This window comes from Collinsella sp. LCP19S3_D3, assembly GCF_052121455.1.
In the GTDB taxonomy this organism is placed as follows: Bacteria; Actinomycetota; Coriobacteriia; order Coriobacteriales; family Coriobacteriaceae; genus Collinsella.
Map to the genome: position 1 here is coordinate 1 of NZ_JBQKEF010000020.1, position 17,284 is coordinate 17,284.

General features: G+C 58.5%; 15 protein-coding genes. 6 read left to right on the plus strand and 9 right to left on the minus strand.

Annotation, left to right across the window (positions count from 1 at the left end; genetic code table 11):
- The first annotated feature begins 135 nt into the window (after positions 1–135).
- On the plus strand, positions 136–819 hold the full coding sequence (locus tag ACTQXM_RS07705) for an ABC-2 transporter permease (RefSeq protein WP_441537505.1): 684 nt from the start codon (positions 136–138) through the stop codon (positions 817–819).
- A 616-nt stretch (positions 820–1,435) separates the two neighbouring features.
- Here the strand turns inward: ACTQXM_RS07705 and ACTQXM_RS07710 are convergent.
- The 3 genes from ACTQXM_RS07710 to ACTQXM_RS07720 all read right to left on the minus strand — a co-directional run bounded on the left by ACTQXM_RS07710 (position 1,436) and on the right by ACTQXM_RS07720 (position 3,861).
- Entirely contained in the window at positions 1,436–2,740 is a 1,305-nt protein-coding gene (locus ACTQXM_RS07710) for a chloride channel protein (protein WP_441537504.1), read from the minus strand.
- 125 nt (positions 2,741–2,865) lie between these two features.
- The gene (locus ACTQXM_RS07715) at positions 2,866–3,399 is read right to left on the minus strand and encodes a TIGR00730 family Rossman fold protein (RefSeq protein ID WP_441537503.1); all 534 of its coding nucleotides are present in this window, start codon (positions 3,397–3,399) and stop codon (positions 2,866–2,868) included.
- A 36-nt stretch (positions 3,400–3,435) separates the two neighbouring features.
- Positions 3,436–3,861: a potassium channel family protein gene (locus ACTQXM_RS07720; RefSeq protein ID WP_154516963.1), complete on the minus strand. Its 426-nt coding sequence runs from the start codon at positions 3,859–3,861 to the stop codon at positions 3,436–3,438.
- Between the two features lie 257 nt (positions 3,862–4,118).
- On the opposite strand from ACTQXM_RS07720, the gene ACTQXM_RS07725 reads away from it, so the two are divergent.
- The gene (locus tag ACTQXM_RS07725; RefSeq protein WP_154516961.1) at positions 4,119–4,598 is read left to right on the plus strand and encodes a pyridoxamine 5'-phosphate oxidase family protein; all 480 of its coding nucleotides are present in this window, start codon (positions 4,119–4,121) and stop codon (positions 4,596–4,598) included.
- 96 nt (positions 4,599–4,694) lie between these two features.
- On the opposite strand, the gene ACTQXM_RS07730 is transcribed toward ACTQXM_RS07725, so the two are convergent.
- On the minus strand, positions 4,695–5,906 hold the full coding sequence (locus ACTQXM_RS07730; protein WP_441068610.1) for a MalY/PatB family protein: 1,212 nt from the start codon (positions 5,904–5,906) through the stop codon (positions 4,695–4,697).
- A 112-nt stretch (positions 5,907–6,018) separates the two neighbouring features.
- Positions 6,019–6,756, minus strand: coding sequence for a tRNA (N6-threonylcarbamoyladenosine(37)-N6)-methyltransferase TrmO (gene tsaA / locus ACTQXM_RS07735; protein WP_441537502.1), 738 nt, complete (start codon positions 6,754–6,756; stop codon positions 6,019–6,021).
- Between the two features lie 141 nt (positions 6,757–6,897).
- On the opposite strand from tsaA, the gene ACTQXM_RS07740 reads away from it, so the two are divergent.
- Positions 6,898–7,725 (plus strand): TipAS antibiotic-recognition domain-containing protein, encoded by an 828-nt coding sequence (locus ACTQXM_RS07740; RefSeq protein WP_441537501.1) that lies wholly within the window; start codon positions 6,898–6,900, stop codon positions 7,723–7,725.
- A gap of 51 nt (positions 7,726–7,776) precedes the next feature.
- Positions 7,777–8,022, plus strand: coding sequence for a glutaredoxin family protein (locus tag ACTQXM_RS07745; RefSeq protein WP_441537500.1), 246 nt, complete (start codon positions 7,777–7,779; stop codon positions 8,020–8,022).
- Positions 8,023–8,087: 65 nt separating this feature from the next.
- Here the strand turns inward: ACTQXM_RS07745 and ACTQXM_RS07750 are convergent, their stop codons facing one another.
- Positions 8,088–9,020 (minus strand): tRNA dihydrouridine synthase, encoded by a 933-nt coding sequence (locus ACTQXM_RS07750; RefSeq protein WP_441547638.1) that lies wholly within the window; start codon positions 9,018–9,020, stop codon positions 8,088–8,090.
- A gap of 369 nt (positions 9,021–9,389) precedes the next feature.
- On the opposite strand from ACTQXM_RS07750, the gene ACTQXM_RS07755 reads away from it, so the two are divergent.
- Complete coding sequence (locus ACTQXM_RS07755) at positions 9,390–10,049, plus strand: hypothetical protein (RefSeq protein WP_441537498.1); 660 nt, start codon at positions 9,390–9,392, stop codon at positions 10,047–10,049.
- Positions 10,050–10,488: 439 nt separating this feature from the next.
- On the opposite strand, the gene ACTQXM_RS07760 is transcribed toward ACTQXM_RS07755, so the two are convergent.
- From ACTQXM_RS07760 to guaA, 3 genes are all read right to left on the minus strand, one after another.
- A complete protein-coding gene (locus ACTQXM_RS07760) occupies positions 10,489–13,743 on the minus strand; it encodes an ABC transporter ATP-binding protein/permease (protein ID WP_441537497.1) in 3,255 nt (1,084 codons plus the stop codon).
- A 242-nt stretch (positions 13,744–13,985) separates the two neighbouring features.
- Complete coding sequence (locus ACTQXM_RS07765; protein ID WP_441537496.1) at positions 13,986–14,570, minus strand: DUF5714 domain-containing protein; 585 nt, start codon at positions 14,568–14,570, stop codon at positions 13,986–13,988.
- A gap of 279 nt (positions 14,571–14,849) precedes the next feature.
- Positions 14,850–15,830, minus strand: a complete 981-nt coding sequence (gene guaA / locus ACTQXM_RS07770; RefSeq protein WP_427794284.1) for a glutamine-hydrolyzing GMP synthase — start codon at positions 15,828–15,830, stop codon at positions 14,850–14,852.
- A gap of 327 nt (positions 15,831–16,157) precedes the next feature.
- Here guaA and ACTQXM_RS07775 point away from each other — a divergent pair, with 327 nt between their 5' ends.
- Positions 16,158–17,132: a helix-turn-helix domain-containing protein gene (locus ACTQXM_RS07775; RefSeq protein WP_441016480.1), complete on the plus strand. Its 975-nt coding sequence runs from the start codon at positions 16,158–16,160 to the stop codon at positions 17,130–17,132.
- Positions 17,133–17,284: the final 152 nt, after the last annotated feature.

Consider the following 17,284-nt stretch of genomic DNA (forward strand, 5'->3'; position numbering starts at 1 on the left):
CGGTGAGCCCGGCGCCGCGAAGCGCCCTGGCCCTCTCCACCATTCTCCTACTGTATGCCATGCGGACTCCGTTCCGGACCTCAACGGTCCAACTTTTTGTCCGCAGTCCCGGGCTTCGAAATGAAACGCGCCTTTATGTCCGAGCTCGCCATCGTTCGCACGCTTGTCCCAAGCATAGCGGGCGTCGGCCTGTTCATATTCGTTGTGCTGACCCTCGCCAACACGTCAGGTGGCGACTCTGGCACAAGTGCCGGCGCCTGCGCGCTCAGCGCCATGTCGCCTATCATGGTCATGAGCTCGCTGGCAGGCTTCGACAATCAAAACGGATGGGAGCGTTATCGGGCAACGCTGCCCCTCTCGCGCAAAGACATCATCTGCGCACGCTACCTGAGCATCGTTGTCTTCTCGGCCGTCATGACGTGCGCCGCCACGCTTTTGAGTATCGTCGCCATCCCGCTCTTCAACAGCGCGGGCATTCCTTCGACGGGACAGACGGTCTTTGAAATCGCAATCGCCTCGGCAGCATCGATGCTTATCTCCCTCATGATGGTATTCTTGGCGCAGCCGCTGTTCTTTCGATTTGGACACATGGAGGCGCTGCGCCTATCCGTTGGCCTGTTTGCCCTGCTCGGATGCCTTGCCATGGCCACGTTGAGCTCATCCAACCCCATCAGCAACTGGCTCATGTCGATTGCCGGGGCGAATCCCGATCCCACCGTCCTTGGCTGTCTGTGCGCAGGAACTGCAGTACTGGCGCTCCTGCTATTTACAATCAGCTGCACCATCAGCATCAAGGTCTATCGAGCACGCGACCTGTAGCCACGCGTGTCTCAATCTACGAAGGACGCGATCGCCGCCCCTCCCCGCAAATCCGTGACAAACGGCATATCCCGGCACGCCCGTGACGTTTTACAATATAAACGTCACGGGCCTCGGCTCAGTCTCGATCATCCAAGGGGATGTCTTTTTGGTCATTGTTCTTTAGGGAACGGTCAATCGCATAGAACCACGAAAACGGCCGTCCAACGGCCGTGGTTTGTTGCGCCGTTCCGCCTCCGTCATCTGCCATTTTTGCACCTGATAGGAAAGAACAATGCAAACCCAGGAATCTCAATCCTTCCCAAAAGCAACTAGCTTCGGCGCGACACTCGTACGCTCTAAGATTATGGGCCCCAATCCCCTCAAGCTCTGCGAAGAGCTGCTTCGCGATGTGCATATCCCCTGCGGCGTCCGCGTCTGCGACCTTGGATCGGGCACCGGTATCACCAGCGCCCTACTCGCCCGCGAATACGGGTTTGACACCTACGCTGTCGATCTGTGGAGCGACCCCGTCGAAAACCGTGCGTTCTTCGATTCGCTCGGTATCTCGCGCGACACGATTCACCCTGTTAAGGCAGACGCCTCGCAGGGGCTGCCGTTTGAGCACGACTATTTGCTACTTGCGCAGCGGCTTGGGCAGCGGAATGCCGGCGGCGATGGCTGCGGCGATGATCATGCAGACGATGCCCTTGAGCGGGAAGCACATGAGCAGCAGGCCCACAACCATGACAGGCTGGCGCATGACGGCGCCCATCGTCGATGCCGTGCAGACGGCGACGCAAAAGACCGGATCGGCGCCGGTGAGGATGGCAAGGCCATAGCCCAGGCTTACGCCCGAGAAGATAACCGGGAAGAAGTGACCGCCACGCCAGCCCATATTGATGAGGGCGGGGGTCAGCATAGCCTTGACAAGACCGGTCGCGATAAGCACGCCGGCGGGAATGGTCAGATAGGTTTCCATGAGCACATCGGCTTGCATCTCGCCGGCAAACATGGTGTAGGGCAGGAGCGTGCCACAGATGGCGAGCGCCAGACCGGCCATCATGGCCTTGACGACAGGACGCTCCCCTATTGCATGGGACAGCACCTCGCTCGCGTGCTCGGAGACAAAGTACAGCCAACCGCAAACGGTGCCGAGCAACGCCAGCGGAATGAGCCAGGCAAGCTCCAGGTTGCCCACCTCGGCGGACTCGAACCTGGGCATGCCCATGCCGCCGCCCACGAGCTGGCCAAGCAACAGGTAAGTGCCCAGACCGCCGGCAATCGCAATGCCGTAGACCACGGTCTTTTGCGCCTTGGGCAGCTTGATGGTGATCTCGTCGGACGCGGACTCATCGTCGGCATCTTCGCCCTGGCCGTCGGCGCTACCGGCGAGCGGCGCCACAAAGCCAAAGACAGGCGCGGTAAAGAGCGCCGTCAGGGCAGCCTGGGTACCTAGCAGCGTGAGCTCCCTAAACTCGGCGCCAAAGCGACGCATGCGGTCGCCGACCCAGCTGCACAGGCCCGCGATAACGCCGGTCAGGCCGGCCTCCGGTCCAATACTTCCGCCAAACAGCAGCGGCAGCAATGCCGCAAGCGAAAGCTTGCCCAGATTGTCGTACGGGTAGCGCCCATCTTGCTTGACCTTAGCCATCACCTGATTGAGGTTATCGGTCTTGGTGTCTGTCATCTTTTCGTACAGACCGATTAACAGGCCGCCCAGCAGGCAGACAAAAAACGGGTACGGCAGAAAGCCAAACGGGCCGCTGGCGAGCTCGGGCGAAGCGACGCCCAGTGCGTGCGGAATCTCGGTCCATAGATAGTCGATGCCATGCTCCATCACAAAAAAGAACAGCCAGACCGCGGCACCTGCGAACGCACCGGTCACGGCAACGCTAACTAAAAACAGCGCGCGGTTTGTGGGTTTAGCGAGCTTATCCATCGGGTCCTCCCGCGGTCAAAGTCGACATAGATACGTTTTATTGTAGAGCGAGTGTGGCCCAGACAAGCCAACCGTCTGCGCTGCAAACGGAGCCACCGGGGACCACAGCGGGACAGGCTCAAGGCTTATCCGTTGATAATTGATGCGATTTCGTACAGATCCTCGGCAAAATAAATGCCTTGCTGGCGCCGTGAGCTTGATAGGCCCTTATCAATCATGTGTACGAGCAGCGCCTTGAGGTTGTTGTAGTAACCGTCCAGGTTATACAGGATGCACGGAGCACTCAGGTGCCCCAACGACACCGCGGACATAACCTCGGCAATCTCCTCGAGCGTGCCCGTCCCACCGGGAAAGGCAATGAACGCATCGCCAAGCTCGATCATCTTTGCCTTACGCTCCGCCATATCGCTCGTCACGATGAGGTCGTCGATACCGTCATGTTGAAACTCGGCCTCGATAAAAAAGCTCGGCTCCACACCCGTCACGTGCCCGCCGGCATTAAGCACGCTATCGGCGAGCGCGCCCATCAGGCCCGATTTGGATCCGCCGTACACGAGCGCGTGCCCGTTGGCGCCAATCCAGTTGCCCAGCTCCTGCACCGCAGGCAGAAACGCCGGGTCATTGCCGATACTGGCACCCAGATACACGGTGATATTCAAATTCAGTCCCCCTCATCGTGACGCGCGGCGCCCGTTTTAGCGCTGGCGCCGGCGATATTCGCGCACGCGGCGCGACAGATCGGCGAGCTCGTCACGATCGAGCTCTTCCAAATGCTCAAGATCATCCATAAAGCGCGCCATAGTGTCCTTTTGATGCATCTTGATGAGCATATTGCAGTAGCTCACCGCCACGCCCGTGAGCATGGCAATGTAAAAAATGCTGATAACGCTCAGGACGACCGTGATGACACGGGCGACCGGCGTTTCGGCCGGAATGTCGCCAAAGCCGATCGTCGATACGGTCTCAAAGCTAAACCAAAGGCCATCGCCAAACGTAAGAGTTGTTGGCTCAGAGAGCCAAACAGCCATTGAACACAGAAGATAAAAGACGAGAAAAAGGCCCGTGATGCGCACGAAACCGGCTTGACGCAACACATCGGCCAGCGTCCTCAGCTTTTTCATCGAGACCCCCCTTTTTTCAGGACAAGCAATCGCTTTTGGTCGGTATTGTCCCACGCCTCCCCCGCAAACGGAACCAGCCATCGAGAATGCCCCTAGACGACGAGTTGTGAGGGACAATCCTTCCACAACAAAAAAGTGCGCTTCAATCTGCGACAAATAGGATGTTCCCGTCGGCCTCGCAGCCTGAACTAGTATCTTGATATAGACATACCACCCACCGCCGTGCACGCAACACGCGGAAAGAAAGGAAACCCACGATGTTTAGACCTCTTCGTAGAAAGAAGCGTGCTATCACCGATCAAGAGGCACGAGAGCTGCTTGTTAATTGCAAACGCGGCATTTTTGCCGTCAACGGAGACGACGGCTATCCTTACGCCATTCCCGTTAACTACTACTTTGACCCCGAGCACGACAAAATTTACTTTCATGGAGCCAAGGCGGGGCATAAGGTCGACGCACTCAAACGCAGCGACAAAGTCTGCTTTACCGTCTATGGCAACGATTGGTACAAAGACGACGACTGGGCACCCTATGTTCAAAGCACTGTGGTTTTTGGCCGTTGCCGCCTCGTGAACGATGACCCGGCGTTTGTCGAAGACAAAGTCCGACAGTTTGCCCTCAAGTACTATCCTTCTGCCGAAGAGGTCGAAGAGGAGATCAAGCAAAGTATCAGGGGCGTCCAGCTGTATGAAATTACGGTTGAACACCTTTGCGGCAAGCAAATTCAAGAAAAGTAGCAAACGTGGAAAACGCGCTCGCAACCCTCTGCGCCCTATGCGCCCACGCACGTTGACGACACGGGCGCAATCCGCAGTACCCGAATCGTGCGACCCCTATACCCCAAAAACGTAGCGGTCTAGGCGGTCGCACGCTTCCCTTACGCGCGAAAGCGGCAGCGCCAGATTCACGCGAATGTGGCAGGGGCCATGGAACGGACGTCCATCCTGATACCCCACGCCCACGCGTGCCCCCTCGTCGAGCAACCACTGAATATCACGGCCATGCTCGCGGCACCACTCGGTGCAGTCCAGAAACACCATGTACGTGCCCTGCGGACGCGAATAGGACACGCCCTCAAAATGCTCGTCCACGTAATCGCAGAAGTACTCGATATTGTCGGCAAGCACCTGGTTGAGTTCGTCCACCCACTCGTAGCCCTGCGGTTGGTAGGCACCGATAAGCGCATGCATCGAAAGGACATTCATCTCGTTGTAATGGGTCTTGTTAGACACAGCGCACATGCGGTCGCGCAGCGTCTCGTTGTAGACAATGTGGTAGCTGCCGACCAGACCCGCCAGGTTAAACGTCTTGCTCGGCGCATAGAGGGCAACCGTGCGCATGCGGGCATCCTCGCTCACCGACTGCGTCGGGATGTGCTTGTGTCCCGGCAGAATGATATCGGACCAAATCTCGTCCGAGATCACCACGCAATCGTGCTCGCGATAAATGTCCATGGCGCGCTCGATCTCGTCGCGCTCCCATACGCGGCCGCAGGGATTGTGCGGCGAGCAGAACACTGCGGCATGGATGTGGTTTTGGGCGAGTTTGCGCTCCATATCCTCAAAGTCCATGCGCCACACGCTCTGGTCGTCGAGCTGAAGCGGGCTGTGGACAATGCGATAGCCCGCGGCCTCGATGGACTTGGTGAAGCCGATGTAGGTGGGGCTGTGGACCAACACCGCATCGCCCGGCTGGACATACGCGCGCAGTGTCGACACGACACCGCCCAGCACGCCGTTTTCGTAGCCGATATGCTCAGGCGCCAGGCCCTCGATGCCATTACGGCGGCTCTGCCATTCGATGATGCGGTCGAAGTACTCGGAACGCGGATTGAAGTAACCAAACATGGGGTGCTGGGCGCGCTGGATGATGTGCTCCTGGACTGTAGGCACCGTGGCGAAGTTCATGTCCGCCACCCACATGGGAATGCGGTCGAAGCCCTCGTCGGGTGCGTTCGGAGCCATACCGGGGATCTCACCCCAAGAGTCAACGGCGATGGAGTCCATGCCGTGGCGGTCGATGATTGAAGTGAAGTCGTATTTCATGCTGAGCCCCCGTGCAGAGCGGAATGATTCGGTAGGCGTTATTGTCCACCAGCGTAGGCGATTTTGGCATGGGGTTTGGCGCTTAATTTGACGGGTGCGGACGAATGGCTGGCTAGTCTCGCGCGTCGTTGATTGCGGTTACCGTCAACCTGGCCCCGTCGACCGTAAACGATATGTCGAGTCCGGCGTAAGCCAAGTGGTAAACGCGGTTTGGCTCGTGCTTGCTGCCCGCGCGGCGCGGATCTTGGCGAAGAACCTCGACCAGGCCGGGGAGCTTTACGGGCGGGACCATGTCTTGAAGCGCTTGCGGGAACTCAACATCGAGCTCTTGCCACGGAGCACCCTCAATCCAGCCGCCGGTCGCATCCGGGTGGCAGTCCGCAAACGGGATGTAGGGCTTAATGTCGTAGATGGGCGTGCCGTCACGCAGGTCGGCCCCCAGTACATGGATGATGGGGCCGTCGTCGGTGCGCTCAACGCGGCTGAGCTTGACGCAGGTAAGACCGATGGGATTGGGGCGAAACGGGCTGCGTGTGGCATACACGCCCACGCGCTCGGCTCCGCCCAGACGCGGCGGGCGCACAGTCTTCGACCACTTGACGTTGGTGCCGGACCTGTCCTGCGTCTTGGCATCGGCAGCTATATCCTTAGCCGTGCCGCCGGGCGTTCCGTTTTCGAAGCGCCACAGCAGCCATAGGTGAGAGAAGGAGTCCAGACCCTCAACTGCTGCGTTGGAGGCAAATTCCGGCTCAAAGACGATGCGTCCCTGCAGGTGGGGCGCCAAAAAGCTGTTGCGCGGAATGCCGAACTTCTGCGGCAGGTCGGTATGTATGTGTGCGATAGGTTCCATGCCGGTCATTGTACGGCATGGAGGTGTGGGGTGCAGCGCGCAATTCTTCGTCGCGGTCTCCCGTCGTGCAACCAACGGTTGCTTGGAAGGGCGCCGGCCGCCGCGTATGCTTAAGCCATCAACCAGCAGAAAGGAGTCGCTATGGCCTTTGCAGAAAAGCTCATTGCCATTCGCCGCGCCCATCACCTTACCCAAGAGCAGCTCGCCGCCAAGCTCTTCGTCACACGCCAAGCCGTCAGCCGTTGGGAACGCGGCGAAGTCACCCCGGGCATCGACATGATGAAGCTCATTGCCGCCGTAACCGGAGAACCGCTGTCCCACCTGCTCGAAATGCCCGAGCACTATTGCCAGAGCTGCGGCATGATACTCACACCCGACGACTGCGGCACCGATGCTGTGGGCGCCACGACCGACCATTACTGCAAGTGGTGCTACGACCACGGCCAGTACACCTACGACACCACCATGGAGGCGATGATCGAGGATTGTGCCCCGCGGCTGGCGCAAAACACCGGCATGTCGCTCGACGAAGCCGTCTCGCTCATGGGCGCCGTCCTGCCGCAACTGGAGCGCTGGCGCTCCATGCAGGAAAACGAGGAGCGCTACGGTGCCGAGGCGCGGGCGCGCTATGGCGACGAGGCGATCGACGCAGCAAACGAAGCACTGCTGGACATGGACCCCGAGACATGGAACGACATGAAGGAACTTGAACGCGCTATTCTGGGTCAGCTTTCGATTGCCATGGGCGACGGCGATGCGGATGGAAGCGAGGCCCGCAAACTTGTCGCGATGCACCGTCGATGGATTGGCCTTAACTGGGGGCACAAGCCCCAAGACGAAGCATACCTGGGCCTCGCCCACGGCTATCTTGCTGACCAGCGCTTTATCGACTACTACGACAAGCCCTGCGGCACCGGAGCCACGGCGTTTCTGGTACAGGCCATCGAGTCGTCGTCAGCTCATGCATAGACCGCGGCGGCTTTGGGTATTTCAATCAAAACCTCAACCGATTGGAGACCTATGGCTACTAAACATGAGCTCACGCTGTACGTTATGACTGGCTGCCCGTATTGCATGAAGGTCAGGCGCTTTTTGGCGGATAACAGCGTGACCGTTCCCGAGCGCAATATCTCGACCGATACCGAAGCCGAGCAGACGCTCATCGCCGTCGGCGGAAAACGCCAGGTTCCCTGTCTGTTCATCGACGGCAAACCACTCTACGAATCGAGCGACATCATCGCATGGGTACAGGAGAACCTGCTCTAGCGTGCGAGTACCCATTGGGGACGTTCTTAAATGACTAGCCGTTAAAGAACGTCCCCAACGACTAGCTAACCGTGGAAGCGGGCTATGGGCGCAAGTGGCTGCTCGCGAAAGACGCGATCGACGGCGGCGCGGTATTCGTCGACCTTTTTAGTCTTGCGTACGAACTTGTGAACGGTAGCAGGATCGGCGAAGGCGCATTTAGCGTAGAACCACCACTCCTTCATGCGAAAGACCGCGTTGCCGCCAATCTCTTCTGCATATGCCGCAAACAGCATGTCGTGGAAGCGCTGCAGTTCGGCTGCCGTGGCAGCAGGGCCGCCCTTGACCATGCGAGCCAGCGCGGGGTTCGCAAGCAAGCCACGCCCCAGCATCACATGGCGTGTACCGGGATAGGCCTCCACCAGCGCCTCCATGTCCTCAAGATCAAAAATATCGCCGTTGTATGCCACCGGAAACGGCGCGCGCTCCAGCGTCTCGCCATAAAACTCTTTGCGCGGCGAGCCCGCATAACGATCCTTCTGTACGCGCGGATGCACGATCAACTCTGCCAGCGGCATGCGACAGTACAGGTCGAGCACGCGCTCGTATTCGTCGTCGCTCTCCAGCCCCAGCCTGGTTTTTACCGACACCGGCAAGGGCGATCGCTCGCACACATCAAGCAAGAACACCTCGAGCCCATCGAGGTTGCGCAAGAAGCCCGATCCTTTACCCTTGGCAACAACCGTACCCGAGGGGCAGCCAAGGTTGAGATTAACCTCGCGGTAGCCCATGTCGGCGAGCACGCGCGCCGCCCACACAAACTCATCCGCGTTCTTGGACATCAGCTGAGGCACCACGTTAAGCCCTTGGTTGTTAGCCGGATCGATTTCCTTAAACGCCTTGCCGCCAAAGCGGTTGCCCACCCGCGGCGGCGGCAAAAACGGCGTGTAATAGCAGTCGAGCGCACCGAAGCACTCCGCATGCACGCGACGGAACACATGCCCGGTAATCCCCTCCATAGGGGCCAACGATAGAATCATCAACATCTACTCTCAAATCAATGCGGCAAAGGAACCGCCCCTTTGTCACATGCATTATGCCTTGTCCCCGAGGCGGCCCACAAGGCGGAGGCGGTTGCTTGACACCAACCAGCCCTCCGACCATCCCTGTGCAACGAAGGTGAATGGCGCCCACAAACAGCAAGCAGGGCCGCCCCACAGCAGCTCCCTCACTCGCCACTTTTTCCTTGTCCAAAAGAGGACGTTCACGATCAAGCGATCGCCAACAGCACGCTGCTGACCGCCATGTCTGAACAACAGACACCCTCCACTCATATACTCAAGAGCGTATGCGCATCGCCCTCGAAAAACGATGAGAGTCGAGGCCCCATGCAGCTGCTCACCGAGCAAGAAAAGAAACGCATCCAGCGGTACTGCACGTACCCCAAGATCGCAGCGACCGCACTCGTCATGTCGTTCGCAGCATGCCTGTTGATGTTGCCGCTCCAAATGATCAACGATATCGCGTTCCACCAAAAGGAATTCCAACCCGCGGGCATATATACCGCCATTGCACTCACCGCAATCGAACTCATCATCTTTTGCTATTGCGCTCTTGCGCCGCGCTTTGGAATGCAGGGCAAACAGTGGAAGGAGCTGCAGAGCAGGCTTGCGGTAGCCCAAACCAACAAAGACCGCTCCGCGGAGGTCGCCGGCGTGCTCGCCGCGCAAGATGCCTTGGAACCCGTGTGCAAACGCGTCGCGGCAGACGACCCATACGAGTCGTATCACGACTACGGCTACCGCATTATCGGCTATCTGCGTGATAATGACCTCGGCGCTCAAGCAGCCTATGTCTACCTTTCTTTCGATGCAGATGGCATGCTCACGGACGTCGATTACACCAGTCAGATCGACCCCGAGGCAAGCCTTGCATACAACCTCGCCTGCACCGAGCAGGATATCGCGACACTCTGCGCCCCCGCTCAACGGGTTAGGCATTTCTGTTGCCACACCGGGCCTCCTCACGCCATGCAGCCTGTCGGATAAATTTAAACAGGCATTTTTAGCCGGATCCCTATATGAAGAAATCAGCATCAAGACGGAGGACGAATCTATCAAGTCGTACTACACCTTTGACGCCGAGCCCAAAGAAGAGTTCGACAAGTACACCCATCCGGAAATTAGCCTCATGCTCTCCGCAAAGGAGGACTAGCAACTTACGCTCTAATTGACGCTCGCAAACGCCGTCTATATCTCAAGGTCTAATACTTTTCCCGAGAAGTGAACGGCTATATTTGAACCCCCGAAGCATCGACATTTTTAGACGCCAAACCCGCAGGATTTGGCTGGCAAAACCGCAGGAAACCGCCTTCAATAAGTGTCGATGCTTCGGGGGTCCATTTTGACTCGTTCACTTCTCGGGAAAAGTATTAGACCTCGATTTACATGTCACTCAATGTGACAAAGGGACAGTCCCTTTGTCACATTATTCGGAGCGCAGGGCTTCCACGGGGTCTTTCTTGGATGCACTGCGGGCCGGCAGCAGGCCGGCAACGACCGTCAGCAGCACCGAAATTGCAATGAGCGCCAGCGCATCCTGCACGGGCAGGCTCATCAGATTGGGTACCTGTTTGGCAGCAAGCGCCCAGGCATTAACCGGAAAACTCACGAGCACCACAACGACAATGGCAAAGACACCGGCAATGAGGCCCTCGATAAAGGTCTCGGCATTGAATACGTTGGCCACGTTGCGCTTCGACGCGCCGATCGCGCGCAGGATGCCAATCTCCTTTTTGCGCTCCAGCACGCTGATGTAGGTGATGATGCCGATCATGATGGAGCTCACGACCAGGCTGATGCTCACGAACGCGATGAGCACCAAGCTGATGGTATTCACGATATCAGTCACCGAGCCCATGATGATACCCATGTAGTCGGTGTACGAGATTGCCTGATCGTCGTGGCCGGCAGCTTTGACCTGCTTGTTGTACGCATCGATATGGTCGAGTACGCGCTCCTTGGCCTCAAAGTCACGCGGGAAAATCTTGACCGAGATGGGGTCCGCTTCATCCGCGTAGCCCAACGTGGTCAGATTGTTGTCGTAGGTGAGCTTCGACGCCTTGGCATAGCTCATCATGAGCGAGCTCAGGTCCTCGGCGTCCATGTTGAAGTGGATGGCACGAGCAAAGGCGCTCGCATCCACGCGCATGGCGCTCGCCAGGTTGGCAAAACTCGAAGACATCTGCGTCACCATCTGGTCCATGAGCCCTGCCGCGCCGGCCTTAAGCTGGGTCGACACGGTCGTTGCCACCTGCTCGCTGATCGCCTTCATCACCTGATCCATAGCCTGCTGCAGATACGGAGCCAACTGATTTTGGACATAGTCGGTCATCGCCTGTTGCAGGCGCTCGACCAGGGCATCGCCGCCGAGCGCCTTGAGCTGTGCCAGGCACTGCTGCGCCACAACATCGTTCTCGAGATACGCCGAGAATGCGGCAGCAAGCTTTGACGCGTCTTTGAGATCTTCGGGTGACAGCGCCCTAAACTGATCAGACTGCAAAAAGCCCTCAAATAGTTGGTTGGCAAGCGTTCCCACCTGTTGCATTTGCTCGGGTGTGAGCTCCAGACCGTCAAAGATGCCCGAGAAATCGGGGGTCGGCGCTTTGGCCATGATGTCGCTTAAGTCGATGTCTTTGCCAACGCCCGAAAGATCAATATCCAGGCCCGACAAATCGATGCCCGAAAAATCCATGCCACCGGCAGCACCCGAGAGTGCAGACGCATCGAACGAGAACGCGCTCTTGAGCGCCGCCTCGTCCACACTGAACATACTGCCCAGATCCACGCCTTGCTTGGCCTCGCCTTGCAGTTCGTCGAAAGTTTTGCCCGTAAAGACATCCGTCTCGGGGTGGGCAAGTTGCTCTTGCACAATCTGCGAATCGGCGGCGCGCTCCATAAGCTGGCGAGTCAACGCATGCGTATAGGCAATGCCCGGAGACAACGCGCTCGCATTGGCCGTCTCGTTAGGTCGCACCACGCCCACAATGTGCACGTCAATACCGTCGGCAACCTTGGCCGTCATAAAGTCGGCGTCGCCGGACATGTCAGTCCACATGCCGGTCTCTTCGTTTTTGCGATAAGCATCGGCCGGCGACAACACCTTAAACGTCGTGGACAGCGCATCGTCGTAAGTAAAGTCGGCGCCGCTCTCAGGCGTCTCAATATTACCGTCGGCGGCCATGGCACTGTTCACCAGGTCGTTGAGCTCATCGATATCCAGCGCACCGATGCTGTAAAGCGTATAGTCGCCCACCGTTCCACGGCTCGAAAGCACCATTACGGCTTCGTGAGCAGACGTGGGCCAATGACCGGCGACGACATCGTACTGGCTGTCGAGCAGACTCTGATCGTCGATCATCTCGTTAAAGACCGAGGTTCCCATGGAGTCCATGCTCACCGTTGCCGCCGAGCTCGCACCACCGCTCATGGCCTCGGTCATAGCGTTGGGCACCAGCCGGACAGGCTTCTCATCGCCCTTGCCGGCACGATAGATAACCGGCGTCACGCCGTAACCGTACTGGATGGCATTGACCTCTTTGTCGATACCGTCGCCGCCGGCATCGAGCCATGCCTTAAAGCTCGTCATATCGTTGGACTTAACACTTGCAAACATATCCTTTACGGCCGTGACCACGGGAATCTTTTTGGCTCCCTGAGCCTTGCCGTCGGTGCCGTCGTCGGACGAACCCTCGTTCTTGGACGTATCGTCATCCGTGGCCCCCTGTTCGCCCATCATGGACGACAGGTCGTAATCCTGCTTGGAAATGGTAAGCGGGTAGCTCGAAAGCGTATCCTCCTCGACCTTTTTGATGTAGCCGTTTACGCCATTGGACAGCGCCAAAATCGCCGCGATGCCAATAATGCCAATCGAGCCCGCAAAGGCCGTCATGGCCGTACGGCCCTTCTTGGTCATAAGGTTTCGGGCAGAAAGCCCCAGCGCCGTCACAAAGCTCATCGAGGTTTTGCGCGTAGGCTTGGCCTCGCGGCGCGTGGCGTCAGCGACATCGAAAGGATCAGAATCGTCGGTAATCTTGCCGTCCGCCAGGTTGACGATGCGCGTGGCGTACTCGTACGCCAGATCGGGATTATGCGTGACCATGATAACCAGACGGTCGCGCGCGACGTCCTTGAGCAAGTCCATGACCTGCACGGACGTTGTGGAATCCAAGGCACCAGTCGGCTCGTCTGCCAGCACAATCTCGGGATCATTAATCAGGGCGCGGGCGATGGCCACGCGCTGCATCTGTCCACCCGAAAGCTGACTCGGGCGCTTGTTCACGTGCTCGCCCAGACCAACGGCCTCGAGCGCCTTGCGCGCACGTTGGCGGCGCTCGGCGTGCCCCACGCCCGTGAGCGCAAGCGCTAGCTCCACGTTTTCCAAAATGGTCTGATGCGGAATGAGGTTATAGCTTTGGAACACAAAGCCGATGCGGTTGTTGCGATAGGCATCCCAATCGCGATCGTGAAAGTCCTTGGTCGAAATACCGTCGATCAGCAGGTCACCCGAGTCAAAGTGGTCGAGTCCGCCGATAACGTTGAGCATCGTGGTCTTACCCGAACCCGAGGGCCCCAGAATGGCCACAAACTCGTTATCCCGAAAAGACAGGCTCACGCTGTCGAGCGCCACCTGCGTAAACGACTGCGTAACGTACCTTTTGCAAATTCCTTTGAGCTCCAGCATGGACGGCAACCTCTCCTGCGCAGGCACCTTGCCCGCTCTCCCCCGCCGTTCGTATTCGACGCGTTTGTCCTACTCTATCCCCATTTTTTACCGGCGCCAGTGAGGAATGTAACAAACCGCACCAAAAAACGAACGGGACGGCACGCCGCGTGGCACACCATCCCGCGTATACTGTCGATAATGTGACAAAGGAACTGTCACTTTGTCACATCTGCCCAACCCTTATTGGGGCACCCGATTCCCTATTGGATGATATAGGACGGATGATACGGACACTTTTCGCCCATGCACACTGTATTGACCGCATAGCTATCGCAGGTTGGCGTCTTCTCCCATGCTTTAAGCTGTGGTCCGCCGAGCGCGTTAAAAAACGAAACGGCCTCACGAATCGCCACGCGCGCATCTCGCTTGCAGCACCGTGGGCTTCCCGAGCGCGCGATGGCGGCAAGCAGCTCCGAAACCATAAGCTGCCCCTCCTGCCAGCCTTCACTGCGCAGCGGCGCATTGCCGCGCACGATTGCATATGCCATGCCCGCAGACGCAGCTGCCCCGCACACGCCCCAACGGGCACACGTTGCCCCCGGCACGCAATCCGAACGAGACATCAAATCGGCAAGATCGTCTTTGAGCATCGCATCTCGCTCCCCAGATGCTTCGGCGTTGCGCCAGCACGCAAGCAGCACCGCGCCCACAATAAAATGGTGGATGGGGCCAAAAGCCACGCAGCGCTCATCTGCCATAACCTCTTCCAAAAGAGCCGCGGGCGTCACCGACACACTGGCCATGAGCATCTCAACAATCCAGCCTGTTTGTTCGTCTTTTGCCATGCGGCATCCTCCTCTAAAACAAATTGTGCGCACACTCCATTATGGCCTTCTTCTGCCCGGCGCGCTCAATGCGAAACAACCTGCTTCGCTCGTGCCGCCAACAAGCCCTGCTAGTTCTCGTCGCAAACCAGACCTGCTCAGGAGCAACACCAGAGGCGATGGCAGGCACGATGGACAGTGGCAACACCACGACGGCAGCTCTTTTCGAAAAAGAAGGCCCCGCGCAATCGCGCGAGGCCTCCCCATTCATGGAACTATGATCAAAGCAGCCCAAAAAGCTTACTCCCACTCAACGGTGCCGACGGGCTTGGGCGTGAGGTCGTAGCACACACGGCAGATGCCGGGAACCTCGGCTGTGACGCGAGCGGTAATACGCTTGAGCAGTGCCCAGTCGAGCTCAGGCACCTCGGCGGTCATCACGTCGACGGTGTTGATGCAGCGGATGATGCAGGGCCAGTCGTAGGCGCGCTTGCCCTCGCGCACGCCGGTGGCACGGAAGTCGGGCACCACGGCGAAGTACTGCCAGATGGTCAGACCTGCCTTGTCGATTTCCTCGCGCACGATGGCGTCGGCTTCGCGCAGCGCCTCAAGACGGTCGCGGGTGATGGCACCAAGGCAGCGGACGCCCAGGCCGGGACCGGGGAACGGCTGACGCTCGACCATGTTCTCGGGCAGACCGAGCTCGCGGCCCACGACGCGGACCTCGTCCTTGTACAGCAGCTTGACGGGCTCGCAAAGCTCAAACTGCAGGTCCTCGGGCAGGCCACCCACGTTGTGGTGGGCCTTCACGCCATCCTGGGACTCCAGGATGTCGGGGTAGATGGTTCCCTGGGCGAGGAAGCTGACCTCGTCGCCAACCTTGCGGGCCTCCTCCTCGAACACGCGAATGAACTCGGCGCCGATGATTTTGCGCTTGGCCTCGGGCTCCTCGACGTCCACGAGCTTATCCAAGAAGCGATCGGTCGCGTCCACATAGACCAGGTTGGCGTCCATCTGGTTCTTGAAGACGTCGACGACTTGCTCGCTCTCGCCCTTACGCATCAGGCCGTGGTTCACGTGCACGCAGATAAGCTGCTTGCCGATGGCCTTGATGAGCAGGGCCGCGACAACCGAACTGTCGACACCACCGGAAAGGGCCAGCAGGACCTTCTTGTCGCCGATCTGCTCGCGGATTGCAGCGACCTGCTCATCGATGAACACCTGGGCAAGTTCGGAAGTGGTGATACGCACCATGTCGTCGGGACGCTTGTTGGAATCCATGCAAAGCTCCTTTTCGGTTCGATGGGAATGCGTCACACGTATGCAAACGCACCGTCATATGACCTCATTATATGCAGAACAAGATGTGTTTCCCATCGCTGCGACAAAGCTTTTTGCAGGGGTGGCAATTTTTCCTACTGTCGAGCTCAGCTAGGCTTCGGTAGCCACCTTGGCAGCATCGCCAATAGACTCTTCCTTTATACGTTCTGCGTAATCGTATGCCATACCCGCAAATTCCAGTCCCGAGTAACAGGAGTACAATTGCTGCTATTGTTGCCAGCTGTTGGGAGATGGAAGATGGACTGCGATGGCTACCCATGCGTTCCCATGCCGTTGATGTGCACCGCCTTTGTGCCGGGGCAGATTGACGCTGCGGTTGCAGGCATTTCCGACCCCGATTCGCGCGCCATTGCCACGGCAGAAGCGCTGTACTTTCGCGGACAGGCCACCCTCGCTGCCAAGACGGCGCGCCCTTATCTTGACGCCACCGACCCCGCACTGCGCTATTCCGCATGCTTTATCTGCGGATACGCCAGTCTGTCGCTCAACCGTATCGCCGATGCCCGCCGGTGCCTTACTGGCATCCTCGATACGCCGGCCGACGAGGAATCGCCTGCCGTCCACGCCATGCACATCCTGTTCACCTCGGCCGCGAGCGTCCTGCTGCACTTGCCTTCCCCGTATTCCGCCGAAGAGTTTTATCCGCTTGCGGCGCATTTGCCCGAAGGCCTGCGCCTGTTCGCCAGCTACGTGATGGCGCACGCCTTGTATCTGCGCGGCGAATACGGCCGCAGCCTGGGCATGGTGGAAAATGCCCTGATCATGAAACAGGGAAGCTATCCCATCTCGGAACTGTTCCTGCACCTGGCGGCTTCCATGGCATGCATGAGCCTCAAGGACATCGACGCCGCAAAGGCACATTTCGGAGCCGCTTGGGACATTGCGCGCCCCGACGGCCTTATCGAGCTCATTGGCGAGCACCACGGCCTTTTACAGGGGCTCATCGAGGCGTGCCTAAAAGCGCAATACCCTGACGATTTCGCACGCATCATCGAGATTACGTATCGATTTAGCTACGGCTGGCGGCGCATCCACAACCCCGATTCGGGCGAGGACGTGGCCGACGATTTAACGACCACGGAGTTCACCATGGCCATGCTCGCCTGCCGCGGATGGACCAACGCCGAAATCGCACGCCACATGGAAGTATCGCCGGGCACTGTTAAAAACCGCCTATCAGGAGTGTATGCCAAGCTTGGTATCGGAACTCGCGCCGAGCTGGTCGCGCATATGTTGCGTTAGCGACCGGGCTGCCAAGCGCATCGAACGCGTTCCGGAACCCGGCGCTTCGCTCGATCAATTTGGACATTTTGACCCTTGAACGGCACTACCGCCACGGGGCACCTTCTCGCAAAATAGGATTATTTCCTCCGTTATTTGCGGGATGGGAGCCC

Bases quoted from the DNA above. Each gene is read 5' to 3' on its own strand.
- ACTQXM_RS07725 (WP_154516961.1), top strand. From the start codon at position 4,119: ATGTTTAGACCTCTTCGTAGAAAGAAGCGTGCTATCACCGATCAAGAG.
- ACTQXM_RS07710 (WP_441537504.1), bottom strand. From the start codon at position 2,740: ATGGATAAGCTCGCTAAACCCACAAACCGCGCGCTGTTTTTAGTTAGC.
- guaA (WP_427794284.1), bottom strand. From the start codon at position 15,830: ATGGATTCCAACAAGCGTCCCGACGACATGGTGCGTATCACCACTTCC.
- ACTQXM_RS07730 (WP_441068610.1), bottom strand. From the start codon at position 5,906: ATGAAATACGACTTCACTTCAATCATCGACCGCCACGGCATGGACTCC.
- tsaA (WP_441537502.1), bottom strand. From the start codon at position 6,756: ATGGAACCTATCGCACACATACATACCGACCTGCCGCAGAAGTTCGGC.
- ACTQXM_RS07765 (WP_441537496.1), bottom strand. From the start codon at position 14,570: ATGGCAAAAGACGAACAAACAGGCTGGATTGTTGAGATGCTCATGGCC.
- ACTQXM_RS07705 (WP_441537505.1), top strand. From the start codon at position 136: ATGTCCGAGCTCGCCATCGTTCGCACGCTTGTCCCAAGCATAGCGGGC.
- ACTQXM_RS07750 (WP_441547638.1), bottom strand. From the start codon at position 9,020: ATGGAGGGGATTACCGGGCATGTGTTCCGTCGCGTGCATGCGGAGTGC.
- ACTQXM_RS07720 (WP_154516963.1), bottom strand. From the start codon at position 3,861: ATGAAAAAGCTGAGGACGCTGGCCGATGTGTTGCGTCAAGCCGGTTTC.
- ACTQXM_RS07775 (WP_441016480.1), top strand. From the start codon at position 16,158: ATGCCGTTGATGTGCACCGCCTTTGTGCCGGGGCAGATTGACGCTGCG.
- ACTQXM_RS07740 (WP_441537501.1), top strand. From the start codon at position 6,898: ATGGCCTTTGCAGAAAAGCTCATTGCCATTCGCCGCGCCCATCACCTT.
- ACTQXM_RS07755 (WP_441537498.1), top strand. From the start codon at position 9,390: ATGCAGCTGCTCACCGAGCAAGAAAAGAAACGCATCCAGCGGTACTGC.
- ACTQXM_RS07760 (WP_441537497.1), bottom strand. From the start codon at position 13,743: ATGCTGGAGCTCAAAGGAATTTGCAAAAGGTACGTTACGCAGTCGTTT.
- ACTQXM_RS07745 (WP_441537500.1), top strand. From the start codon at position 7,777: ATGGCTACTAAACATGAGCTCACGCTGTACGTTATGACTGGCTGCCCG.